18 protein-coding genes are annotated in these 24,682 nt (G+C 48.5%); 8 read left to right on the top strand and 10 right to left on the bottom strand.

What is annotated here, in order from left to right; all coding sequences use genetic code 11:
* The first annotated feature begins 256 nt into the window (after positions 1–256).
* A complete protein-coding gene (locus tag PKOR_RS12900) occupies positions 257–2,755 on the top strand; it encodes a TonB-dependent receptor (RefSeq protein ID WP_046311262.1) in 2,499 nt (832 codons plus the stop codon).
* A gap of 157 nt (positions 2,756–2,912) precedes the next feature.
* Positions 2,913–3,575 carry a YczE/YyaS/YitT family protein gene (locus PKOR_RS12895; RefSeq protein ID WP_235336332.1) on the top strand — a complete coding sequence of 221 codons (663 nt, stop codon included), beginning with the start codon at positions 2,913–2,915 and terminating at the stop codon, positions 3,573–3,575.
* A 33-nt stretch (positions 3,576–3,608) separates the two neighbouring features.
* Here the strand turns inward: PKOR_RS12895 and PKOR_RS12890 are convergent, their stop codons facing one another.
* Positions 3,609–3,878 (bottom strand): hypothetical protein, encoded by a 270-nt coding sequence (locus tag PKOR_RS12890; protein ID WP_046311260.1) that lies wholly within the window; start codon positions 3,876–3,878, stop codon positions 3,609–3,611.
* A 601-nt stretch (positions 3,879–4,479) separates the two neighbouring features.
* Between PKOR_RS12890 and PKOR_RS12885 the strand changes: the two genes are divergently transcribed.
* From PKOR_RS12885 to PKOR_RS12860, 6 genes are all read left to right on the top strand, one after another.
* Positions 4,480–5,376, top strand: coding sequence for an EboA domain-containing protein (locus PKOR_RS12885; RefSeq protein ID WP_046311258.1), 897 nt, complete (start codon positions 4,480–4,482; stop codon positions 5,374–5,376).
* 120 nt (positions 5,377–5,496) lie between these two features.
* Positions 5,497–6,438 carry a TatD family hydrolase gene (locus PKOR_RS12880; RefSeq protein WP_046311256.1) on the top strand — a complete coding sequence of 314 codons (942 nt, stop codon included), beginning with the start codon at positions 5,497–5,499 and terminating at the stop codon, positions 6,436–6,438.
* A 4-nt stretch (positions 6,439–6,442) separates the two neighbouring features.
* The gene (eboC, locus tag PKOR_RS12875) at positions 6,443–7,351 is read left to right on the top strand and encodes a UbiA-like protein EboC (protein WP_046311254.1); all 909 of its coding nucleotides are present in this window, start codon (positions 6,443–6,445) and stop codon (positions 7,349–7,351) included.
* A 72-nt stretch (positions 7,352–7,423) separates the two neighbouring features.
* Positions 7,424–8,602 carry a 3-dehydroquinate synthase gene (locus PKOR_RS12870; RefSeq protein WP_046311253.1) on the top strand — a complete coding sequence of 393 codons (1,179 nt, stop codon included), beginning with the start codon at positions 7,424–7,426 and terminating at the stop codon, positions 8,600–8,602.
* A gap of 34 nt (positions 8,603–8,636) precedes the next feature.
* Complete coding sequence (eboE, locus tag PKOR_RS12865) at positions 8,637–9,944, top strand: metabolite traffic protein EboE (RefSeq protein WP_071843149.1); 1,308 nt, start codon at positions 8,637–8,639, stop codon at positions 9,942–9,944.
* Entirely contained in the window at positions 9,889–11,292 is a 1,404-nt protein-coding gene (locus PKOR_RS12860; RefSeq protein WP_046311251.1) for an alkaline phosphatase family protein, read from the top strand. Before eboE ends, PKOR_RS12860 begins: the two co-directional genes overlap by 56 nt.
* A 154-nt stretch (positions 11,293–11,446) precedes the next feature.
* On the opposite strand, the gene PKOR_RS12855 is transcribed toward PKOR_RS12860, so the two are convergent.
* From PKOR_RS12855 to PKOR_RS12815, 9 genes are all read right to left on the bottom strand, one after another.
* Positions 11,447–12,241: a carboxylesterase family protein gene (locus tag PKOR_RS12855; protein ID WP_046311249.1), complete on the bottom strand. Its 795-nt coding sequence runs from the start codon at positions 12,239–12,241 to the stop codon at positions 11,447–11,449.
* 220 nt (positions 12,242–12,461) lie between these two features.
* A complete protein-coding gene (locus PKOR_RS12850; RefSeq protein WP_235336316.1) occupies positions 12,462–13,190 on the bottom strand; it encodes a 3-keto-disaccharide hydrolase in 729 nt (242 codons plus the stop codon).
* Positions 13,191–13,192: 2 nt separating this feature from the next.
* Complete coding sequence (locus PKOR_RS12845; protein ID WP_046311247.1) at positions 13,193–13,924, bottom strand: formylglycine-generating enzyme family protein; 732 nt, start codon at positions 13,922–13,924, stop codon at positions 13,193–13,195.
* A gap of 110 nt (positions 13,925–14,034) precedes the next feature.
* A complete protein-coding gene (locus PKOR_RS12840; RefSeq protein ID WP_235336302.1) occupies positions 14,035–16,293 on the bottom strand; it encodes a DUF7133 domain-containing protein in 2,259 nt (752 codons plus the stop codon).
* Positions 16,294–16,431: 138 nt separating this feature from the next.
* Entirely contained in the window at positions 16,432–18,780 is a 2,349-nt protein-coding gene (bglX, locus tag PKOR_RS12835; protein ID WP_148561686.1) for a beta-glucosidase BglX, read from the bottom strand.
* A gap of 6 nt (positions 18,781–18,786) precedes the next feature.
* On the bottom strand, positions 18,787–19,461 hold the full coding sequence (locus PKOR_RS12830) for an SGNH/GDSL hydrolase family protein (RefSeq protein ID WP_046311245.1): 675 nt from the start codon (positions 19,459–19,461) through the stop codon (positions 18,787–18,789).
* Between the two features lie 228 nt (positions 19,462–19,689).
* Entirely contained in the window at positions 19,690–21,423 is a 1,734-nt protein-coding gene (locus tag PKOR_RS12825; RefSeq protein WP_046311243.1) for a family 43 glycosylhydrolase, read from the bottom strand.
* Between the two features lie 67 nt (positions 21,424–21,490).
* Entirely contained in the window at positions 21,491–22,861 is a 1,371-nt protein-coding gene (locus PKOR_RS12820) for a glucoamylase family protein (protein WP_071843147.1), read from the bottom strand.
* Between the two features lie 110 nt (positions 22,862–22,971).
* Positions 22,972–24,603: a glucoamylase family protein gene (locus PKOR_RS12815; protein WP_071843146.1), complete on the bottom strand. Its 1,632-nt coding sequence runs from the start codon at positions 24,601–24,603 to the stop codon at positions 22,972–22,974.
* Positions 24,604–24,682: the final 79 nt, after the last annotated feature.

Below are 24,682 nucleotides of genomic sequence, written 5' to 3'. Positions count from 1 at the left end.
ACCAGCAAAGAACAGAACAAGCAGCTGATCCTCCTACTCTTCTCCCTGCCAAAGCCGATAGACTCCTTGATTATACCTACCAAACACTAATCGGATTACTAATGCTATTCATATAGAAATGAAGAGCATTAGTATATTCTGTTTTAGCAGTATAAAACTACTCCTTTACTTTGTAGCGTGAAGATAAAGAACACGCGAGTATGAAGACATTCACCAAAGCTAACATTCCATCTTACTACCTGATCGCACAAAAACTATGAAGAAGAATCTACTCCTGATCCTGCTTGGCCTAAGTACCACAACAGGATGGGCACAAGCTCCGCAGCAAGCAGGGCCACCACAGCAACGAACAACAATGGCTACCCCAAAGGGAAATGCCAAGATCAGTGGCGTGATACTAGATGCAGAAACAAAACAGCCTATCGAGTTTGCCACAGTAGCACTTATCAACCTGAGCACTGGGAAACCAATTGACGGTACCATGGCAGACGATAATGGCCGTTTTACTTTACAGAAAGTTACTGCTGGCAAATATAAACTGAATGTATCTTTCCTGGGCTATCAGCTGCAGGTGGTGGAAAATGTTACGGTTTCTTCAGATAACGCAGAGGTTAATGTTGGTACTGTATCCCTTGCCTCTGATGCCAAGAAATTGAACGAAGTAGTTATCACAGGTGAGAAGCCTCTTGTAGAAGAAAAGATTGACCGCACTGTATACAACGCCGAAAAAGATATTACCAATTCTGGTGGCAATGCGGCCGATGTACTGCAGAAAGTACCTTCGCTGAGCCTGGATACAGATGGCAACGTGCAGCTTCGCGGTAGCGGAAACGTGCGTGTGCTCATCAATAATAAGCCTTCCTCTATTATGGCGGGCAGCGTGGCTGATGCACTAAAGCAAATCCCGGCTGATATGATTAAGTCGGTTGAGGTGATCACCAGCCCATCGGCTAAGTATGATGCGGAAGGCACTGCCGGTATCATCAACATCATAACAAAAAAAGACAGTGGCTTAGAAGGTGTTAGCGGCTCCATTAACGCTACAGCCGGTACTCGTGCCAGCAACGGCAATGGTAGCCTGAACCTGCGTAGAGGCAAGTTTGGCATCAATGCCAGTGCCAGCACTGTGCAGTTCTACAACCACGGTAACATGAGCAATATTACCACCTTCAACGGTCCTGAAGAGTCCAGAGTGGTACGTGAGCAGTATGGCGACACAAAGATACGTGGTGGGTTCATGAATGCGCAGCTAGGTTTTGATTACGACATCAATGCAAAAAACAGCCTTTCTGGGGGTGTACGCCATAACGGGGGCCAGTTCAAGATGCAAAATGACCAGAACCAGCTGTTTACTGAGGGCGGAGTAGAGAATCCGGAGCAAACCTTCAACACTGACATCCAAAACCGCAACAAGCGCCAGGGTACAGACTTTAACCTGGACTACGTGCACACCTTCGGGAAGCCTGCTCATGAACTGGCAGTGCTGTCGCAGTATACAATGATGGACACGGACACCCGTAACTATCAGGATCGCTACACTGTCGGAGAAGATCCTTTTTTCCTGCAGCGTAACAACAACGATGGTCAGAACAACGAACTTACCTTCCAGGCAGACTACGTACATCCGTTCGAGAACAAAACTACACTAGAGCTAGGTGCTAAGTCAATCTTCAGGGATGTAAGCAGCGATGGTGTTTACCGGTACATCGAAACAGACTCGGAAGTAAACAGCAACCTGAACTTTGATTATGCACAAGATGTGTATGCCTCCTATGCTACCTATGGCTTTGCCATCAAGCAAAAGCTGAATGTAAAGTTGGGTGCCCGCTTTGAGCAGACAGAAATTGAGGGAGATTATTTCCAGGTGAAACAGGATGGTGCACAGGAGAGTGCTAACTACTCCGAAAGCTATAACAACCTTATTCCAAGTGTAGCGCTTTCTTATACTATAAAAGATAAGCATACACTAAAGGCTAACTATACGCAGCGTATACAGCGCCCTTCGCTTTTCTTCCTGAATCCATTTGACCAGGAGCAAGCTCCAGGTACCATCGTTCGTGGTAACCCATACCTGGATGCTGAACTTACCAACCTTTACGAGGTGGGCTACAGCACCTACTTTAAAACTGCCTCCATCAGTGCCAACCTGTACATGCGCGAAACAGATAATGCCATTGAGACAGTGCCACGTCTGGAGGACAACAACACCATCCTGACTTTTGCCAACGTAGCCCAAAACAAGACTTACGGCATCAGCCTTTTTGGTTCTGTGAAGCCCGTAAAAGCATGGTCTGTTGGTGGTAGCTCTAACATCTACTTTGTAGACCTGAAAAGTTCTCTTTATGAGAACAGCGGCTGGATGTATAACATCAACGGTAATACCTCTTATGACTTCGGCAAGGGTTTCAGTGCTCAGTTCAACGGTGGCTTCAACTCTCGCAGAATTCAGCTGCAAGGTAAATTCGCAGCATTCTCTTACCACACGCTGGCATTCAAGAAGGAGCTGTTCGAGGGTAAGGGCGGCATAAGCCTTGGCCTGGACAACCCGTTCCGCAAGAGCATGAAGATGAACAACGATGTAGAGGCGATCGACTTCACACAGCGCATGCGCATTAACAACTTCAACCGGGGCGCACGTGTTACCTTCGACTACCGTTTTGGTAAAATGGAGAAACAGAAACCTCGCCGTAAGCGCAGCATCCGTAACGACGACACCAAACAAGGTGACGGCGGCGGAGCCGGTGGCATCCAATAAAGATTTACTACTACCTATCTACCCCAAGCCCCGCCTTCTAAAGGTGGGGCTTTTGTTTTAATCTTACAGAGAAGGGTTTGATGTACTTTTACTCTAGATAATAGGTTTTTTAGTGAAAGCAGGCGACAGAATGGACAGATTTGCTTAAGCTTGCATTATGGCTTTGTCTACAACATCTGATACCCTGCGTAATTGGGTTATTCGTTATACTTTCTTTTTTCTGGGATTATTGTGCTTTGGGCTTGGAATAGCCATTTCTGTCAAGGTTAAGCATCTAGGTTTACACCCATGGGACGTCCTGAATGTGGCTTTCTCTGAAAAGTTCGGGTGGAGCATTGGTACCTGGAGTGTTATAGTGGGAATGGTACTTATACTCATCTCGCTATTTGTAAGCAGAAAGTACATCAATATCGGCACATTCCTGAACGCCCTGCTTATAGGCCCGTTCATGGATTTTTTCCTGTGGATGGATATACTCCCTCAGGCTACTTATACCTGGTTTGATTATGTGTGGCTGCTGGCGGCTATGCTTATTATTGGTATAGGAGGAGGCCTTTATGTAGCTGGAGGAATAGGCGCCGGTCCGCGCGATGGCTTCATGCTTACCATTTCTGACCGAACAGGGCTCTCAGTAAGTAAGGCCCGCATATCGGTAGAGTGTGTGGTGCTGGTAGTAGGCTTCCTGTTAGGTGGCCCTATCCATATTGTTACCTTTCTTTATACTTTTATTCTGAGCCCGGTCTTTCAGGTGTCGCTTAATGTGTTTGCGCGGCTAAGAGAGGTTTTGTGTGAGAAAGGACCCAGCGAGGCTAAGGTATAAATAGAAAAGGCAGCCGTTTGGCTGCCTTTTTTGTTACTTCAGGGTTTCGTAAAGCTTTTTCGTTTTCACATGTAAAGAGAACCAGTCGTAGTTGTTACGAAGCATACTAAAGTTACTTCCTTCTACCACACCATTTAAACCTTTTTGAGAGAGTGCATCGGCAATTATGTCATCCTCAATTACAAATGAATCTACCACTAAGCCACCATTAACAAAAGAGCAGGCTAATCCTTTGTCTTCATTCTTGTACAGCAAAGTGTTACTTTTCTTTAGTCCGTTTTCTATTCTTTCAAGTTCCTTCATAATTATATCAAGCTTCTACTGGTATAGACATTCCAAGCACCTTTAATAGTTCAAAAGTAATAACGAATAACACAATAATAAACTAGTATTGGGTAAACGGCTCTAGAAATAGTACGAACACAGCATTAATAGATGCAATTAATTTCTACGCTACATACTTATATAAAAGATATAGAAATTCCAGAGTTGTGGATACTCAGCATGTTGGCATCAAAACCAACAGGACTAGTACGGCAGCTGCTCTAAAAATGTTGCACTATTATAAGCAGGTTTCATCACCTCTTTTAACTAAACATCGGTATTACAAGAATTTACAAAAGCAAGAAATATCCACTACAGCATTATCTAACAGATTTTCAAGAGAAATCCAGTCATTTGACAATGCAAACTATCTTGCACAATTTCCAGAACCCCTGTTGCAACATGAACCTTCTTTTTCGCAATCCGTAAATTTTAATGTAAATAGCAGCATAACTATATAGTGGTTTCTCCTGCATGTTTGTTTTTCTCCGGTAACTCTGCTATTCTTACATAGCAATACTTCTCCGGAGTAAGCACTGGGGAGCACTATTACATCGCAACTTTTAACCCTTATACACACGTGTACCAGGCAGACATCCAAGCTACTACTACTTACCTAAAAGAGCTATTGGAGCGCAGCACCACCTCTCAGGGGCTGGAGTGGCTCACACAGAAAATGGAGCTGGTAAGCTCTGAGAAAGCAAAGCCCAAAGACTTTTACCTCTCCTTTAGTGCAGCCCCACGCTTTATTGGCAAAGAAAACCTCCACCTGACACAGCAGGAGCTGCAGATGGCAGACATGATCCGGTCTGGCTTTAACCCGAGCCACTGGAGTGCAGCCCAGGCTGCCCGCACCTTGCTCCTTCTCTCTCTACCTCACCAGGATGGGGAATCTTTCTTCTCTCAGATTGAGACACTATTTAACACAGCTGACATGAGAGAGCTAGTGGCACTTTATGCTGCCCTGCCGCTGCTGCCACACCCGGAGCTTTTCCGTAAACGTGCCGCTGAAGGCTTTAGAACAAACATGGGCGATGTGTTCGAGGCTGTAGCCCTAGATAATCCATACCCAGCTGATTATATGGAGATGGATGCCTGGAACAACATGGTGCTTAAAACCCTTTTTGTAGGGAAGCCTCTTTTCCGCATCTATGGGATTGAGAAACGCAGAAACGCAAAACTAGCCCGTATACTGTCTGATTACGCCCACGAGCGCTGGGCTGCCGGAAGAACTGTATCTCCGGAACTATGGCGGCCGGTAGCTCCGTTTATAGATGAAGCGATACTAAACGACATAAAGAAGTTGTTTACCCAGCCTAACGAACTGGAACAGCAAGCGGCTGCCCTTGCCTGTGCAGAAAGCAATAATCCGTCAGCCAAAGAACTTCTGAACTCGCACCCGCAGCTTAAGGAGCTTGTTGAGGAAGGCGAAATAGCCTGGAACAAGATAGGCGAAAAGAACCTGGAACTACAATAACAACTGGTCGAGTATGCATAGATAGCGTTGAACTTTTGATCTTCGCTGCAAGAGGTGTACCTTCGGTAAACCAATTTTAGTACCACCATAATAATTTTACCCAACGCTAATACATACTATATGAATACGCACAACCTCATGCTGATAGATCCACACATCCACATGACCTCCCGCACTACCGACGATTATGAGCGTATGCGCCAGGCAGGCATTGTGGCCATTATTGAACCAGCTTTCTGGTTGGGCCAGCCCCGCACCGAGGCCGGATCATTCAAAGACTACTTCAGCAGCTTGGTTGGTTGGGAGCGTTTCAGGGCAAGCCAGTTTGGCATTAAGCACTACTGCACTATTGGCCTTAACTCAAAAGAGGCTAACAACGAGCCGCTAGCAGAGCAGGTAATGGAGCTACTGCCTCTGTTTGTATGCAAAGAGGGCGTGGTTGGTGTAGGCGAAATAGGTTACGACGACCAAACCCCTACAGAAGACAAATACTTTAGAGCACAGCTAGAACTGGCGAAAGAAGTAAACATGCCAGTACAGGTGCACACCCCTCACCGTGATAAAAAGGCAGGTACCATCAAGAGTATGGAAGTATGCCTGGAGCACGGCATTGCACCGGATATGGTGGTTATAGATCACAATAACGAGGAAACGGTAAAGGATGTGTTGGACAGAGGCTTCTGGGCAGCCTTCACTATATACCCGAACTCTAAAATGGGCAATGAGCGCATGGTAGAAATCGTGAAGAAGTATGGTTCGGAGCGTATTATCGTGAACAGCTCCGCCGACTGGGGCGTGAGCGATCCGCTTTCAGTTCCTAAAACTGCTTCCCTGATGCTGGAGCGTGGCATAAGCATAGAGGATGTGCGTAAGACCTGCTACCAGAATGCCTTGGACTCTTTCGGTAAGAGCGGACAGATGCATGAGTCAGACTGGCTACAAAGCACCTCTGTAGACCAGCGCGAGAAGTTTTCAGACAACTCTGTTTTAAGAGGAGGTCAAACACCTGTAGTAGGCGAAATCAACACAACAGGTGAGCCGGGCTCAAATATAGTACGCTAAACCCATGACTACACTTGGAGCATACTTGCGCCTGATGCGTCCAGCTAACATCATAACTGCCATCGCAGACATCATGTTAGGTTACGCTGCCTCAGGTGCCTTGCTGTCGTTGCATTTGTGGGAGAACGGCTTTGAATGGGGCAATCTACACCTACTGGGCTGGCTGGCGTTGGCAACTATTGGCCTTTATGGCGGCGGCGTTGTTTTTAACGATGTGTTTGATGCCGACCTGGATCGCGTGGAGCGTCCGGAAAGGCCTATACCTAGTGGAAAAGCAAGTGTTACAGGAGCTGCCACCTTGGGAGCAGCTCTATTGATAGGTGGTATACTGGCTGCATGGCAGGTTTCTGCTACTAGTGCCGTTATCGCCCTTCTAGTTGCCTTGCTCGCCCTCCTCTACGACTGGAAAGGCAAGCATCAGAACTTTCTCGGTCCTATCAATATGGGAGCCTGCCGTGGAGGTAACTTGCTGCTGGGCGTTAGCGCCATACCTGCTGCCGTGCAGGAGCTCTGGTTTATGGCCCTTATCCCGATAGTATACATCGCTGCCATTACCATGGTAAGCCGTGGCGAGGTACACGGCGGTAACACAGCCGCACTTAAAGGTGCTGCTTTTATGTACGCGCTGGTATTTGCAGGTATTATGAGCCTTGCGTTGCTACCACAGTTCAACCTGCTTTATAGCCTGCCTTTCCTGCTACTGTTCGCTTACCTGATCTTCCCGCCGCTTATCAAAGCTATGCCAGCCAAAGAACCTAAGCTGATCATAAAAGCGGTGAAGGCCGGAATCCTGGCATTAATTGTGATGAATGCTAGTATAGCCGCTGGTTTTGCAGGTTGGCAGTACGGATTGATCGTTTTGCTCTTATTACCTGTTTCCATTTATATTGCCAAGAGTTTTGCAGTTACCTGATACGTTAGCAAAGAACAGGAGGCTATACATTACCGAACAAGATTACATTAACTTAAGAAGTATCCCTCGGATATGAAGACGATAGAACAGAATTTTGCAGTACCATTTAGGTATGGGGTATACTTTACAGAAGGTCTTTTTAAGCCCGAAAACACATTGCTACAGGATGTGCTGGCTCAGGATAAGGCTACCACTCCACGTAAGGCACTTTTTGTGATAGATAGCGGAGTAGCAGAGGCACACCCTCAGCTACAGGAGCAGATCCACGCTTATACGCAAACACATGCAGATACCCTGCAATTGGTGGCGGAGCCCCTAGTGATTACAGGTGGAGAAGAATCCAAAAACGATTCAGAACACCTGCAAACTATACTTACTGCCATCAACGAGTTTGGTGTTTGCCGCCACTCCTACCTGATAGCTGTTGGTGGTGGAGCCATACTTGACCTGGCTGGCTTTGCTGCTGCCATTGCCCACAGAGGTGTTCGCCTTATACGCATTCCTACTACTGTACTCTCACAAAACGATTCCGGTGTAGGTGTTAAGAACAGTATCAATTCATTCGGAAAGAAGAACTTCCTGGGCACATTTGCTCCGCCTTTTGCCGTTATCAATGACAGCGATTTTCTTCTGTCCCTCGAAGACCGCGACTGGCGATCTGGCATTTCAGAAGCAGTAAAGGTGGCCCTGATTAAAGACATTAGCTTTTACCAAAGTATAAAGCAGGACGCTCAGAAGCTGGCAAACCGTGATATGGCAGCCATGCAGCAACTCATTCACCGTTGTGCCGAACTGCACGTGGAGCATATTGGCGGCCTTGATCCCTTTGAGATGGGCTCTTCTCGTCCGCTGGATTTCGGACACTGGGCAGCACATAAGCTGGAGCAGCTTTCTAAGTATAACGTACGTCACGGAGAAGCTGTAGCCATTGGCATTGCCTTGGATGTGGTATATTCCCATCTGAAAGGAATGTTAACGGCACCTGAGCGCGATGATGTATTGAACTTGTTGCAAGAACTTGGCTTTAGCCTGTTTGTGCCTGAGCTAGCCTTACAGGAATCAGACGGCCGTTTGGCGGTGGTTAACGGGCTGCGTGAGTTCCGTGAGCACCTGGGCGGGCAACTTACGATTATGCTGTTAACGAAGCTAGGTGTAGGCCAGGAAGTACATGAAATGGACGAGAACCTGGTACAGCAGGCGGTATTCTATCTACAGAAAAAATACCAACCTCAACCGCTCACACAAGTATAATCAAAGATAGGATGGCCTTCATTTGATGGGCCTAATGTCTCACAAAACGCACCTCATCATGTTTCTGGACGATGGTTATCATCTAACATACTGCACCAACATACATCCCGGCGAAAGCTGGGATGAGGCTTTTCAAAACCTGAAGACATACTTTCCTCCTTTAAAAGCGAAGCTCTCTTCTCAGAAGCCCTTTGGCATTGGGTTGCGCCTCTCCAACAGAGCCAGCGAAGAGCTAATGGTGCAGCCAGACCGTTTGCAGGAGTTTAAGATTTGGCTACAGGAGCAGGAGCTGTATGTGTTTACCATGAATGGTTTTCCTTACGGCAGCTTTCATAATCAGTCAGTTAAAGACCAGGTGCACAGCCCCGACTGGACCACCACAGAGCGTTTGGATTATACTGTACGTCTAGCCAGAATATTGGCTGAGCTGCTCCCGGAAGGAATGGAAGGCGGTATCTCTACCTCTCCTCTCTCCTATAAGCCCTGGCTACTGGAGGCCGATGATCAGAAGGTGAAGTCTATCTACAACCAGTGCACAAACCACCTGGTAGAGCTCACAGAGGAACTGGCAAGGCTAAAACAAGCAACAGGCAAAAGCATCCATATTGATATTGAGCCAGAGCCAGACGGGCTACTTGAAAACTCGAAAGAAGTAATTAATTATTACCAGGAGTGGCTTGTACCGATAGGCGTACCACACTTGCAGGAGAAACTCTCTTTAACAAAGGAGGAGGCACGCGAGGCAATTTACGAACACCTGCAGCTATGCTATGATGTATGCCACTTTGCGCTGGCATACGAAAAGCCTGCCGAAGCCTTTGCTAAGTTGAAGCATGCCGGTATCAGAATTGGCAAGATCCAACTTAGCGCTGCACTTAAAACACTCTTACCTGAGGATATAGAAACGCGTGCTGACATTGCTGAAACAATGGCCACCTTTGCCGAAGACACTTATCTGCACCAGGTAGTGGAAAAAAACATAGATGGAGAGCTGACGCAATACCCAGATCTGACCTTTGCCCTACAGCACATCCGTAAACCGAACGCTGTTGAATGGCGCACGCATTTCCATGTTCCCCTGTTTACGCAAGAATACAATGGGCTTCAGTCCACACAAGAGGATGTGGCAGAAGTGCTAAGATTACTACAGCAACACCATATGACACAGCACCTTGAGGTGGAAACCTATACCTGGGACGTACTGCCTCAAGACCTTAAAAAAGACCTTTCCCTTTCTATCCAACGGGAGTTGGAGTGGGTAATAGAGCATATCAACAAATACAAACATGCAGAAAACGGTAGTCCTGAACATCGTCGGGCTCACGAAGTCACTAATAGGTAATAACACACCCAACTTGTTGAAGTGGGCGGAAGCAGCACAGCAGACAAGTATAAAACCAGTGTTACCTGCAGTAACCTGCACCGCACAGTCTACCTACCTTACCGGCAAATGGCCAGAAGAACATGGTATTGTAGCCAATGGCTGGTACTTTAGGGATGAGGACGAGGTAAAACTATGGCGGCAGTCGAACAAGCTGGTACAGGCACCTAAAGTATGGGAGGTGGCAAAAGCCGCCGATCCGAACTTTACTGTAGCCAACATGGGCTGGTGGTACAACATGAACACCACCGCAGACTATACGTTAACACCGCGCCCACAGTACCTGGCTGATGGCCGTAAGCTGCCTGACTGCTACACCCAACCAGCAGACCTGCGCGACAAGCTACAGGCGCAACTAGGCACGTTCCCGCTATTCAACTATTGGGGGCCGAAAACTTCTATTAAGTCGAGCAAGTGGATTGCGGATGCGAGTAAGATCACAGACGACCTCTACAACCCGACGCTCACGCTCATTTACCTCCCGCACCTGGACTATAACCTGCAGCGCCTGGGCCCATCAGACCCGCGCATAGCCAAGGACCTGCAGGAAATAGATGCCGTAGCCGGGGACCTGATTCGTTTTTATGAGGCTAAGGGAGCACAGGTAATAGTATTGTCGGAGTATGGCATTTCAGACGTAAACCAGCCAGTGCATATTAACCGTGTACTACGCCAGCAGGGCCTTCTGAACGTACGCGTTGAGCGAGGCACTGAATTGCTGGACATGGCCATGAGCGATGCCTTTGCCGTAGCCGACCACCAGGTGGCACATGTCTATATAAAGGATAAAGCCAGAATCCAGGAAGTAAAACAGCTACTGCAGCAGGTAGATGGCATTGAAGAAGTATTGGAGGGTAAAGAGCGGTACAAATATAGAATAGCCCATGAGCGCTGTGGCGAGCTCGTCGTTGTGGCTAAAGCCAATGCTTGGTTTACTTACTACTTCTGGCTCGATGATAAAAAAGCCCCTGACTATGCCCGTATGGTAGATATACATAAGAAGCCAGGTTTTGACCCGGTTGAAATGTTTATCGACCCGAAAATCAAGTTCCCGCTGCCGCTGGTAGCAGGTAAACTGCTGAAAAAGAAGCTGGGCTTCCGCACGGTGATGGATATTATCCCATTAGATGCCTCCCTGATAAAAGGGTCTCACGGGCGTATACAGGAAGATAAAAACGAATGGCCACTGCTGCTGACAAAAAACAAGGCAGGGCTACCGCAGGAGATACAAGCCATAGATGTCTTTGACGTTATACTTCAGCATCTGCAAATACCTAAACCAGAACCTGTCTTCATTGCAGGAGCTTAAGTAAACATCAACATAAATAACCGGCCACTGTCTAAGCAGTGGCCGGTTATGCTTTCGCCTTCTTAGGAACAGGCACAAAAAAAGGTAGAAGAAACTCCTACCCCTTTCTCTGGAGATAAAATTTTACTAAAAGCATTCAACTGATTTCGAAAACTTATTTTTCGTGGGAAAACAGCCACTGCAATAGCTCTGGTTCTTTAAAAGCATAGTCCCAGCTGTTGTGGTCTACGCCAGGGTAAATGGTCAGCTTCACATCACCGCCCTTTGCCTCTATAGCCTCTGCCATTACCTTTGAATGCTGCACTGGTACTACGCTGTCCACCTCCCCATGAAATACCCACATTTCCTCAACTTTTTTGGCAAACTTACCGGCAGTTTCAGGAGCGCCTCCACCACATATAGGGAAGGCGGCGGCAAAAATAGTAGGCTTGCGGCGCAGCAGTTCAAAAGTGCCCATACCACCCATCGAAAGCCCACCGATGTACACGCGATCTTTATCTACATAGCCGCTGCCGCGCAGTTGTTTCAGTAAGCCCAGCAAAGACTGCATAGCCGCTGTAGGTTTACCTCCCTTCTGAAAATTGAAGGTTCTCTTGCCGCTCTTATCCGTTACAATGTTCACGTTAGACCAGTAAGAGTTTTTAGGGCACTGCGGAAAAACAACGATTGCCGGATATTTATCCTGCTCATTCAAGAACCTATCCGCTCCATATGCCAGCTGCGCCTCATTATTATTGCCTCGTTCACCGGCACCATGCAACACTAATACCAGCGGGTACTTTTTAGTCGGAGAAAAGCCTCTTGGGTACAGGATTCGGTAAGGCAAAGAGTCATTGCCTTGCACATACATTTTACGCTCGTATGCATCTAGCTTGCCTTGTGCAAGTACAGGTACTGCAGCCACAAGTAACAGCAACAGCGCGAGAAGTGGGTTCTTATATTTTATCATTGCATTGGGTGAATTTACATTTTGAAGATGGAGCTCTGCCTCCTAATCAGTTTCCCTTGTACGGCAGACTGAAAGCGTTTGCAAGTTCATTCTTGAGCTGGATCTGCAGCGAATCGTCTCCTCAATCAGCTCTAGTAACGCTTTCCTGAAAATACAACATATGCACGACGGCACCTATACTTAACGGCACAAAGGTGTGCAACGTAAGGTTACCCGCAGGTTATTCCACCTGGTCTATATCCAGTTCTTTGATAGCAATGTTGCGAAAGCGGTGTGTAGCGCCGGGTGCCCACGATTCGAGTCCGTTCCAATCGAAAGCCGCAGGGGAAAACAGCGCCGTCCAGTGCGACTGAAAACCAATCATGCCCTCGGTAGCGCCTGCTATAAAATCGTTCTTAGGCTGCTTCACTTCCCACATTTTCACGCCATTTATCCAGAGGGTGATATGCGGTACATCCCCCACCATCCTGATCCGGAAAGAGTTCCAGTCATTCGGCTTCCAGACTTTTGCCCGATTTGTTGCCTTCATGCTTGTGCTGACAGGCATGCGCTCTCCCAATAGGCTTCCGGTGCTACCTGCTGTCTCATCCAGCTCAATCTGGTAAGCAATGCCGCTCTCAGAAGAGCGAAGGAAAATACCGCCGTTGGTGAAGGAGTCGATTTTCGCCTCCAGGTACAGGTCAAAGTTTTTATACTTCTTGTCTGATAAAAGTACTCCGCCCTGCCCGTACGGCTGTTGCCGCAGCACAATAGCGCTGTCTTCTACCCGCACGTCGGGGGTTGTGCCCTGATGGGTGGTACGGCTGATATGCCACCCCTCCAGGTCTTTTCCATTAAAGATGCGCTCGTGGCCTGTCGGTATTTGTGCATTTGCCGCCTGCCCTGCCACCACACACACGATGAGGCTTAAACAGCACACTAGATAAGTATAAGTGATCTTTTGGAGCATAATCATTTCTTTTTAGCCTCCATCAACACCCGCAGCCCTACATCAAAACCGTTTCCTGGCCCGGCCGCGTGGGTTTTGTAAGTGGCGTTCTTCGCATCGCCAGTGAACGAAGCGCCTTTCAGCACATGCTTTTTGCCTGTTTGGGGAGGCACGGGGTCTGCGAAGATCTTCTCGTTATAGTAATCCTGCACCCACTCCCACACATTACCCAGCATATCATACATTCCCCAGGCATTGGGCTGCTTCTGACCTACGGCACTGGTGGTGCTTCCGCCCTTCACAGCCATTTTGTTCATTACAGACCAGTGAATATCGTCTTCGGCTCCGGCTCTGGCGGCGTACTCCCACTCAAATTCGGTTGGCAGACGGTACGTGTGTTTTTTATCCAGTGCATTGAGCTTCTGAACAAAGACTTGGGCATCCTCCCAGGTAATGTTTTCCACCGGATGCAGACTTGCGTCGCCTGGCACTTTGTCGCCTTGGAAAAAGGATGGATTGCTGCCCATCACCTTCTCCCACTGCTCCTGCGTCACCTCATACTTTCCGATGTAGTATGGCTTGTCTAGCATAACCTCAAACCCTGGCATGGCCGCCTGCTGTGCCATTTTTTCTGCTACCTGATAGACAGAGTCCGGCAGCCATTTCCTCTCGGAGTTGCTTCGGTTAGGTTTGCCTACTGTGGGCTGGTAGCGGCCTACAATCATACTGCCGGGCTCCACGCGCACAAATTCCATCCCCACGGAATTAGTATAAGCTGATTCCTGTACATAGCGTGCGCAACCACACAGGAGTAAGACAGGCAACACCAAAAAAAATCTAAGTCTAATAAACATATTTGGTTCTCCTACTCTTGTTCCTTAGCCCAGTTTCGTTCGGTGGTACGGTAGCCCTTGTGCACCTCCAGGTACTGCAGCGTTGCACCACCAGGTATAAGTTTTATACGCTCCCGCACCTGCTTCACTTCTTCAGGTTTGATAACAGATGCATTGTTACCCACTTCGCTGCTGTTGCGCACATAGCTGAGCACCGCCGCAATCCATTCATCGCTCTGCCCCGCCATCGAAGGCATCATGTCCGTGTACTCCACCCCATCAATCGGGCCTTTCAGTCCATGCAGCAGTATTTCTATGGGCAATATTCTGTCAGAGCCTTGCATGCGCGGGGAGCCTGCAAGCGGCGGTGCCGGCATACGCTCGCCGACCTGTATACCTTTGCCTTCAGGACCATGGCAGTTCGTGCATAGCTGCTTGTAAATTACAGCGCCCTTGGCGATCAGCTCCCTATCCTCAGGACTGATGTTTTTGATACGTTCTTTTTCCTCAGCTATCTTACGGTGTGTTTCGACAAAAGAATTGTAGGAGGCCTGCATCACCTCATTGTTAGGGTTAGCGGCCAGCAAGTATTTTACAGTGGCCTGTGCTTCTTCTGTTTTGTTTTCCCGGAGCGAGAGCATCAATTGTATCCGCACATCCGGGCTAGGGTCGTTCTTTATTGACCGTAACTTCTGTATCACCTCCTGGTCATTCTGGCGAATGTAGATTTCACTTATCCAGACGGCAGCCTTCCGAACTTCAGGGTCGGCATCCGCTAGTGCTTGGAACAAGATATTTTTGTTCATCGCTCCCATACCATCCAGCGTCCAAAGCGCATGGATGCGGGTGACAGGCCCCGATTTTTCACTTAAGGTAGCTTTCTCGCCTAAAGCAATTTTCTCTAAGGTTGGCACCAAGGATTTATCATTGCGCAGTACGAGCAACTGCTGTGCATTGTCGCGCCACCAGCCATTCGGGTGTTCCAAGTAGGTTATAAGCTTGCTGGCTGGCTCGTTCAGCAGGTTCGGGCGCTTCTGGTTCAGCTCAAAATCCTCGTGCACCACACGGTAGATGCGCCCCATGCCCCTGTTCTTGTACAGTTCCTTATCCTGAATAATACCGTATAGGTAGGTGCCAGGACCCGACCACTCACTCTCCTGAATAATGCCGTGATACATATCCACAATGTAAAATGCACCGTCCGGCCCAGTATAGGTGTTGATAGGCCGGAAGTTCATGTCGGCAGAGGCTAGCCAGTCTTTGCCTTGGTACACATTCTGGATCTGGATTTTGCCGTTGTTGTTCACGATTTCTCCCCGCTTGATTATACGGCCAACCGGCTCCGGTATAAAGTAGTCGCCCTTCATGTCGGCAGGCATTCGGTCGCCCCGGTAGATGGACTGTCCGGCTCCAGATGTAAAATGGTTCAGGGTGTTGTCCTCGGGCCGTAAAGCGCCTTTTCCACCTTGTGCATCGATGGTTCCGATAACAGGCCACGGCACTGCGAAATCAGGCGTAAACTGGTCCTTGAAATTCAGAGCGCCGTAAGCTGGCATCTGCTCTATCTGCACGGCGGGTAACCCTGGTCCGGCCTCTGAGAAAAAAAGGCGACCGTAGTCATTGGCGGTAATACCCCATTGGCCAGTCATGTTGTCTATCAGCGTGTCGGCCACCAATTCGCCATCTTTATACTTGTAGCGCAGGTTGTCACGGGTCGGGTAAATCCAGTTATCCATGTTCCAGAGCAGGCCACCATTCTGGTGTTCCAGGTTACGCAGGTCGATGCCATCGTTACGGAAAACCATCTCTTTCTTGTCGGCCACGCCATCTCCGTCCGTGTCGCGATAGCTCCAGATATGCTTCAGGTTCGTTTCCTGCACCAGCACCTGGTCACCTACAGGTAATATGGCACGGGGAAGCAGCAGACTATCCACAAAGACAGTGGCTTTGTCCATCTTTCCATCCCAATCCGTATCCTCCAGTAACTTAATTCTGCTGGTCCGCTCAAATTGGCCGGAGCCTTGGGCATCCTTCATGTAAGTATTCATCTCTGCTACATACATTCTGCCGTTTCCGTCCCAGGCAAGGGCCACTGGCTCCTGTACCATTGGCTCACTGGCCACCAGCTCTACCCGGTATCCTGGCGGAAGCTGCATTTTAGTGATACTCTCCTCCGGTGAAAGTGGCGTGGCAGGTGGGTCTTTGTCCACTACCTCTCTTCTAAAGCTTTCTTTCTCGGAATCTGAAGTATTTCTCTTGTCGCAACCGGAAAATGCTAACAAGACAGACAACAGGAGCCCTAAGGTTTTTAGCCTAGGGACGACTGCCTTATCTGTAGATTTTAAGCACATAAGTAGTTAATTAATAAGGGTTACAGTTGTCTGGCAGGTCCATTTTAACAACCAACCTGCCAGACAAGTTGGTATGTGTTACTGTACAGTGAAGCTAGCCTCCTGCACATCACGGGAGTTGGTGCCCACGTATACTTTAAACTCTCCTGGCTCCAGCACATACTCCATATCGTTGTTATAGAATTTCAGGTCTTCCGGCGTGATGGTAAAGGTCACCGTTCTGCTTTCGCCTTTCTTCAGGCTGATCTTCTGGAAACCTTTAAGCTCTTTAACTGGTCTGGTAATGCTTCCTACTACATCCTGTACATACAGCTGCACTACTTCTTCGCCGTCGTAGTTGCCGGTATTCTGCACATTTACCGTCACTTCCAGTGACTCGTCAGGCGTAATGCTGTTTTTGCTGAGTTGTGGCTTAGAGTAGTTGAAAGTGGTGTAGCTTAAGCCATAGCCAAATGGGTACAAGGGCTCATTAGTTACATCCATGTAGCGGGATTTATACTTGTCCAGCAGCTCTCCTCCAAACGGGCGGCCTGTGTTTTTGTGCGCATAATAGATTGGCACCTGGCCCACTACCTGCGGGAAGGTGGCCGTAAGTTTACCAGATGGGTTGTAGTTACCGAACAGCACATCAGCAATAGCGTTACCTGCCTCTGTACCGGCAAACCAGGTTTCCAGCATAGCATCAGCATTCTCATCCTCCCAGTTCAGGGCCAATGGGCGGCCATTCATCAAAACAACTACCAACGGCTTACCCGTTTTCTTCAGCGCCATCAGGAGCTCACGCTGCTTGCCAGGCAAGGTAATATCAGCACGGCTGGCAGCCTCGCCAGACATACCCTGAGACTCGCCTACTACCGCCACAATCACATCAGAACCTCTTGCTACTTTCACGGCCTCGGCAATCATTTGCTCAGAAGTGCGTGTGTCAATTTCAAGTTCTCCGCCGTGAGCGTTCAGGCGCTTGATCATTTGCTCATCATCTGTAATATTGGCTCCTTTGGCATAGTTAATCTTGGTGCTATTGCCAGCTACATTGCGGATACCCTGCTCTACTGATACAGCCTGCTTCCAGTCGCCTGCACCGCTCCAGTTACCGATCATGTCGCGCTGGTTCTTAGCCAGAGGTCCGATAAGCGCAATAGAGCCAGTCTTTTTAAGCGGAAGTGTCTGTTTCTCGTTCTTCAGGAGTACCATACTTTTGCGCGCAATATCGCGGGCTGCCTCACGGTACTCCGGCTTCATGATGGTATTCTTAGCACGCTCCTCGTTCGTATAGCGGTAAGGATCTTCGAACAGGCCTAGCTTATACTTTGCCTCCAGTATGCGACGAACAGACGTGTTGATTTCCTCTTCAGAAACATTTCCTTTTTCTACAGACTGCTTCAGGTTTTTAAGGAACACCTCGCCTACCATGTCCATATCTACACCTGCTTTCAGGGCCAATTCTCCAGCTTTTGCCTCATCACCTACTCCGTGAGCCACCATTTCGTTGATGGCTGTATAGTCAGTTACCACAAAGCCATCGAAACCCCACTGGTCGCGTAGCAACTCTGTCATCAACCACTTGTTACCTGTGGCAGGCACGCCGTTTATTTCGTTAAATGCGGTCATTACGCTACCTGCTCCTGCATCTATAGCTGCTTTGTAAGGCGGCATGTACTCGTTAAACATACGGTTCAGGCTCATGTCCACAGTATTATAGTCACGGCCAGCTTCAGCGGCACCGTACAGGGCAAAGTGCTTTACGCAAGCCATTACTGTATTTGCCAGTGTCAGGTCGTTGCCCTGGTAACCACGCACCATTGCTCTTGCCACCTGAGACCCCAGGTACGGATCCTCACCAGCACCCTCAGCAATGCGCCCCCAACGGGCATCGCGGGCTATATCTACCATCGGTGAGAATACCCAGTTCAAGCCATCGGCAGAGGCCTCATCCCCTGCGATACGGGCACTTCGCTCCACAGCATTCATGTCCCAGCTTGCTGACAAGCCAAGCGGAATGGGGAAGATGGTACGGTGCCCGTGAATTACGTCGTAGCCAAAGAGAAGCGGAATCTTCAGGCGCGTGTTGTTAACGGCAAACTCCTGCAGTTTACGGGCAGCATTTGGGGTATAGGTGTTAAAAACACCACCAACATTTCCTTTGCGGATATTCTCATCCACGTTTTCGCTCACCACCGGGCCGGTCACATCAAAACCAACTGCCACCAGATTCAGCTGCCCAATCTTCTCCTCCAGTGTCATTTTGCTGAGCAGATCCTCCACAAATTGTTTCATTTGCTGATCGCCTGCAGTAGCCACCGCCGCAGATTTAGTCTGCTGCGTCGTACCGCTTTGCTGTGCTGTGCTGCTTTGCTGTGCAGTGTTACATTGCGTGCTCATCAACCCGATCGACATGATCAGAGCGGTGCGTATGATTCGTTTCATGTAGTATTATTTAAGTAAGTGTGGTGTAATTCTTTTCGTCCAAATCTGATAGCCTTGCTGGTTCATGTGCAGGCTATCCTGTATAAAAATGTCTGGTTTTGCTTTACCGCTTAGTTTGAGCATAGGCGTGTACACATCTACAAACCTGGTCTTAGGCTGCGTTTTCAGGTACTGCTTTATAAGCTGGTTTGCCTCTTCTATGATAGGTTTATACTTTGCCCGGGAAGGACTAGGCTTAATAGAAACAAACACTACAGGCACCTGCGGCATCTCTTTTCGTATCTCAAGAAACACGTCCTGAAAACGCTCAAGCACCTCAGGCGCCTGCACGGTGTCGGAAGCAATGTCATTTTCCCCAGAGTAAATCACGATCTGCTTCGGCTGGTACGGGAATACAATGTCATTCAGGTAGCGCTTTAGATCGAGCAGGTTTGATCCTCCAAAGCCACGGTTGATGACAGTATGTTTGGGAAACATTTCCTGCATGTTTTCCCATAGCCTGAAGGAGGAACTTCCCACAAAAAGTATAGCATTTTTAGGAGGCATTTGAGATGCATCCTGCTGCTTGTACTGCTGTATCTCTTCCCAGAAAGGAGGATGATTCTGCTGGGCAAGAGACTGCCCTTGTGTTGCTACCAGTAGTGCTAACAGTAGCCAGAAGTATAAGTACAGTTTTCTCATATTGCTTTTTATATCTTTCAAGAGCTTGTTGTATTTCTTTATTCTAATGAACAGGTTCTAAATGGGGTCACTTTGGTGATGCTTAATCATCAAAGTTATGGATACCTCTGCTGCGACTAACCTAAACGAACACCCTACCTCACTGAATGAGAGCCCCTCTCCTAAGGCGCATTCCAGAGATTTACACTTCAACTGCAGGATAGTATAAGTTGCTGATTCCGTAATTTCTTAATCTACCTTTACCACCTTGGTTCTTTCTGACACGCCGTTCTCGTTGAATGCCTCGATTGCAAAGTAGTAGCCTTGGTCTATACCCAGGCTTTTTAGGTCAAGTTTATTGTCACCGTACACCATCCAGGAGCTGTATAGCTTATCCGGTGAAATGCCCCAAAGCACGTTATAGCCTTGTGCATTAGCCTGTTTATCCCAGGTGATCATGGCATCGCGACGATCCTGCTTACGGTTTACCTTGAAATTTTTCACGCGAGACGGTGCCTTACCTTGCCCTACACCAAAAACGCGCAGTCCCGAAATGGCCAGATTAGGGGTTGGTGCATGAATATTTCGGAATCGGACATAGCGTACTGTCTGTGGTGTACCCAACTCCACGTAATCGTTGGGTACGTCCTCATAGCTGTCACTTCTATCTACCAGCATTTTCCAGTTTTTTCCGTCTGTTGAGCCCTCAATCACATAACGGTGATAAAGCCCCGGCACTTTGCCGTAGAGGTTTGATTTATAGTCGTGGTAATTCACCTGCACAGCGTGTACTCTGCCTGGTTTCTCCAGGTCTATCTGCACCCACTGCTGATCGTTGTTCTGCTCTGCGACCCAAAAGGTTTTGGTGCTTTCGTCCAACATGCCCTCTGGCTTAAAATTCTCCAGCACCGACGAAGCCCTCACCGGCTTCTTGTAAGACAGCAACATCCATCCAGCAAATTGCCCCATCTTACCAGGTGTAGCTGGCCCGAAGTGCGGGTAATCGCCAAAGTACGTGTTCACGTGCATCAGGCCATCCTTATCGAAGGTAGTGTGGAACATGTTAATGCGGCGTTCCCAGTTCATATTAACCGACACCGTGGCTGAGCCAAAGTGCCAGTACTCTCCTGCCGGCCCTACCACTGTACTGCCGTGGCCTGCACCGTTCATATAACCACCTGGCTTGTAAGAAACGGGGTTGTTCGGAGCATAAGTGAAAGGACCCAGTGGAGAATCGCTGATATACACACCATCTCCGTACACATTGAATTCTGTACCTGGTGCGGCATACTGCAGGTAATACTTGCCGTTATGCTTCGTCATCCAGGCACCTTCCATGTAGCCAGCCAGCACCGTATCCGAGTGGTTCTCTCCGAAGCGTTCCCAACCGTGCTTGTCGCCGTGCAGCTTGAAGAGCTCCACTGTCTTTTCTGATGGTTTAAAGCGATCTTTCCTATCCAGCTCTTTCACCCGGATAGGATAAGTATTGGAGGAGCCCCAGTACATGTAAGCTTTGCCATCGTCATCAATAAACAAAGCAGGGTCCTGCAGATCGCCCAGAATGCCGGGTGTAGCCTTCCAGTTACCGCGTTTCGGGTCATCAGTATAAAGAATACTCATGGAGCCTGATGGGTCTCCGGCTACGTACAGTACAGAGTCTTTGTAGTTGAATGCCGCAGGAGCATTGGAGCCCTGAAAGTACCATTTCTCTGGCTTTACAAAGTTCCAGTTCTGCAGATCAGTAGAGTGCCAGTAACCCATGGAGCGCGTAACGAACATGTAGTATTCATTGCGAAATTCTACTACGGCAGGGTCGGCACCAGAGCGGTACGAAATATCTCTATAAGCATCGTATACCGCATAGGTATAATCGATGTTGATAGGATTGCAGTAAGTACTCTTCTGCGTGCTCTGTGCCTGCACTACCGAGTGGCTGCAAGCAAGTATGGCTAGTGAAAGTATAGCTCGTAAGATTCTACTCATAAGTATATTTCTAATTCCTTTAGGATTAAACTCTTACAGAACTCTCCGCCTGTATCTACTAAAATTCCTATTTCAGCTTAGGGCTCTCAAAACCAAGCTTCTTCAAGCCTGCCTGTACCTCTGGTGCGCTCATAAATAGATCCCACAGCAGCCCGGTACGGCCATTCTCTATCATCACTACAATTGGCCCCTGGTCTATACCCAGGTAGCGAGGCGTGTACCAGTCATGCTCCTCCGAAAAAGCATCATAAAATCCATACTCTCCCCAAAGTTTGTCGCCCAGGTCTTCATACAGATGACGGATTACCTTCATAGATTCTTCCGGTGCGTAAGGATAAGAAGACAGTGCAGCAGTTGGTGAAATCACGCCCAGGTCATTTTCAGGGCTGTGACCAGCGTAGCCATTCATGGAGTAGCTCGAGGTCAGGCCCCAGGCATTTTCGCCATAGCCCTCATAATCCTTCGGGTTGTCTACACAATAGTCGTGGTGGATAAGGGTGTGGTTTCTGTTAAGCTTCCAGTAATCAGCATACTTGTCGGTAAGGTTGCGCGGGTCGAGGCCCAGGTAAGAGTAGTGCGCCCAGAACAGTGGACCGACACTACCTTTATGCCCGTTATGGTTCAGTACTACTTCGTGCCCATACTTACTAGCGTCTGATTTGATGGCACCATTCTGCGCCCAGCCCTCGTGGTATACCTCAGCAGGGATGCCATGTGTAGGTGAAGAGGCCGCCAAAACATACATAATCAGGCACTCGTTGTAGCCACTCACCGGGAAGTTCATTTCCCAGCCATAGTTCGGGCTCCAGTGCCAGTACAGTACATTCTGGCCGTCCTTACGGTACCAGTTCCAGTCTACCTCTTTCCATAGTTTATCTATCTGGGCGGCCAACGCTTTTTCCTGCTCGTTGCCATCCTGCAGGTACTGGCGTACTGTTAGCATACCCTGCACCAGGAAGGCAGTTTCCACCAGGTCGCCACCGTTATCTTTCTGCCCGAATGGCTTTACTTTACCAGTTTCTCCCTGTATCCAGTGGCTCCAGGCTCCGTGGAATCGATCGGCTTTTTCAAGGAAGTTTACCATCTTTTGCAGATGCTTTACGCCCTCCTCACGAGTAATGAAACCACGCTCCATACCTACTACAATAGCCATAAGACCAAAACCCGTGGCACCAGTAGTTACCACGTTCTGATCGTTCTCCGGGTACACTCCATCCATATGGATTCGTTCTCGGGCAAGGCCGGAGTTAGGCTCTGCGCCATCCCAGAAGTACTGAAAAGTTCGTTCCTGCACCAGCGTTAGCAGTTCGTCGTCAGAGAGACGCTCTTCAGTAGAGGTTGCTGTCTCCGCAGTGGCAGTGGTAGTTTCAGAAGAACCCTGGCAACCATAAAAAAGCTGGGCTGCCAGTAGTGGTATAGCTAGTAAGGTTTTCTTCATGTCTGTGATCGTTTGTTTAGTAGTTAGCAGTATGATTTCTTTCTAATTTCGGTTATGTACAGCATCAGCAACAAGTATGGCTAGCCACAGAAGTAAGCCGCCTCATTATATTAGTGCAGGTAGAGTGCTACCTCTTTACTTGTAGCGTCCATGCTTAGCACTATCCTGTATTTGCCTGGCTCCAGCTCCTGCCCAAGCGCTACCTGTTCCAGGCCAGCTCCCTTGCTCTCGGCATTCCAGATAGATTTAACCTCAGTGCCGTCTTCTTTGAACAATTTCAAAGTATAGGTCCCTGTTTCACCGGTCGCCAGGTCAATAAAGTAATTGTCCTTGTCAGGGTGCCGAAGCAAATCTATTTGTTCAGTCATGATGTCTGGACTCACCAGAGGAAATCCTGTTTCATAGGTTGGTTGGCGAAACCCGAGTTTAGAGAGCCCGGCCTGTATCTCTGGCAAACCGGTAAAGAGACTCCAGAGCAACCCACTGCGATAATTCTCAATCATGATCACGATAGGGCCCTGGTCTATTGCCAGGTGATCAGTAGCGGTCCAGTTTCTGTACTTGTTATGAGCATCTTTCAGCCCATACTCCCCCACCATTTTGCTGCTTAGCCCTGTATAAAAGTTTCGAAGCACCTGCATGCTGTAGTATGGTGTATATGGAAAAGAACCTAGTGCTGCCGTAGGAGCCACTGTACCGTTATCATTAGCGGGTGAGTGCGCAGCGTAGCCATCCGGATCATCCGAGGCTGTAAGCCCCCAGAAGCTCTCCGAGTAGCCATACCCTTTTGGTGCAGCGTGAAGGCTATAGGAGCGGTTAACCATAGTATGGTTCAGGTTGTGCTGCCAGTAATTAGTATAATCGTCCTCCAGTTTCCTAGGGTCAAGGCTTAGGAAGGAGTAGTGCGCAAAGAATAATGGACCGCCGTAGTTAGGCCCCATTTTTAAAGTATAGCCTGCGTAGTTTTGAGCAAAGCCAAAGTTGGCACCTACCCAAGTGTTGCGGTATACTTCCGTTGAGATAGGGTGTGTGGGTGAAGAGGCTGCTAGTACATAAGTGATAAGAGCTTCATTCCAGCCCTGGATTGGCATGTTCATTTCCCAGCCAAAGTTGGGGCTCCAATGCCAGTAAAGTTTCTTATCGCCGCGGGAGGCATACCAGTCCCACTCCACGGTCTCCCAAAGTTTTGTTATCTTTTGTCTTAATTCAGCCTCCGCTCCTGTACCATTAAAGTATGCACGAGCTGTAAGCAGGCCATTTATCAGGAAGGAGGTCTCCACCAGGTCGCCCCCATCATCTTTCGGGCTAAAAGCAACAACAGCACCTGTGTTACCATTTAACCAGTGTGGCCACGCCCCGTGAAAGCGGTCGGCTCTGGCCAGAAAATCTGTAAGTTTGTTTAGTCTGTCAACAGCTTGTGCTCTGGTAATCCATCCCCGATGTACGCCCACAATTATCGCCTGCACGCCAAAGCCTGTGCCGCCTGAGGTTACTACATCGCCGGAGCTACTCCGCTCACGTGCCATGCCACTGGCAGGGTGAGCAAAATCCCAGAAGTAGCGGAAGGTTGCTTGCTGCACCTTCTCCAGCAGTTCTCTGTTTTCTGCCGCTGTGTAAGTAGGTGTTTCAACCGGGTCTGTTGGTTCTGGTGCTGGAGTGTCTTGATCCGCCTCATCACTTTTACAAGAGAGCAGTGTACACACCAGGAGCAGGCAACAATACCAAAGCTGTTTTTTAATCATCCTTTATGGTAAAGGTTCTATTGATAAATAGAAAAAATATGGAGCCACACTTTCTTTCGTGGCTCCATACTGATCTGAC

This window comes from Pontibacter korlensis, from assembly GCF_000973725.1.
Lineage (GTDB): Bacteria > Bacteroidota > Bacteroidia > Cytophagales > Hymenobacteraceae > Pontibacter > Pontibacter korlensis.
The sequence above is the reverse complement of the archived record's forward strand: the minus strand, read 5'-3'. Positions and strand labels throughout refer to the sequence as shown.

Bases quoted from the DNA above. Each gene is read 5' to 3' on its own strand.
- PKOR_RS12830 (WP_046311245.1), bottom strand. From the start codon at position 19,461: ATGAGAAAACTGTACTTATACTTCTGGCTACTGTTAGCACTACTGGTA.
- PKOR_RS12825 (WP_046311243.1), bottom strand. From the start codon at position 21,423: ATGAGTAGAATCTTACGAGCTATACTTTCACTAGCCATACTTGCTTGC.
- PKOR_RS12845 (WP_046311247.1), bottom strand. From the start codon at position 13,924: ATGGAATTTGTGCGCGTGGAGCCCGGCAGTATGATTGTAGGCCGCTAC.
- PKOR_RS12815 (WP_071843146.1), bottom strand. From the start codon at position 24,603: ATGATTAAAAAACAGCTTTGGTATTGTTGCCTGCTCCTGGTGTGTACA.
- PKOR_RS12895 (WP_235336332.1), top strand. From the start codon at position 2,913: ATGGCTTTGTCTACAACATCTGATACCCTGCGTAATTGGGTTATTCGT.
- eboC (WP_046311254.1), top strand. From the start codon at position 6,443: ATGACTACACTTGGAGCATACTTGCGCCTGATGCGTCCAGCTAACATC.
- bglX (WP_148561686.1), bottom strand. From the start codon at position 18,780: ATGAAACGAATCATACGCACCGCTCTGATCATGTCGATCGGGTTGATG.
- PKOR_RS12820 (WP_071843147.1), bottom strand. From the start codon at position 22,861: ATGAAGAAAACCTTACTAGCTATACCACTACTGGCAGCCCAGCTTTTT.
- PKOR_RS12850 (WP_235336316.1), bottom strand. From the start codon at position 13,190: ATGCTCCAAAAGATCACTTATACTTATCTAGTGTGCTGTTTAAGCCTC.
- PKOR_RS12900 (WP_046311262.1), top strand. From the start codon at position 257: ATGAAGAAGAATCTACTCCTGATCCTGCTTGGCCTAAGTACCACAACA.
- PKOR_RS12855 (WP_046311249.1), bottom strand. From the start codon at position 12,241: ATGATAAAATATAAGAACCCACTTCTCGCGCTGTTGCTGTTACTTGTG.
- eboE (WP_071843149.1), top strand. From the start codon at position 8,637: ATGTCTCACAAAACGCACCTCATCATGTTTCTGGACGATGGTTATCAT.
- PKOR_RS12890 (WP_046311260.1), bottom strand. From the start codon at position 3,878: ATGAAGGAACTTGAAAGAATAGAAAACGGACTAAAGAAAAGTAACACT.
- PKOR_RS12860 (WP_046311251.1), top strand. From the start codon at position 9,889: ATGCAGAAAACGGTAGTCCTGAACATCGTCGGGCTCACGAAGTCACTA.
- PKOR_RS12880 (WP_046311256.1), top strand. From the start codon at position 5,497: ATGAATACGCACAACCTCATGCTGATAGATCCACACATCCACATGACC.
- PKOR_RS12870 (WP_046311253.1), top strand. From the start codon at position 7,424: ATGAAGACGATAGAACAGAATTTTGCAGTACCATTTAGGTATGGGGTA.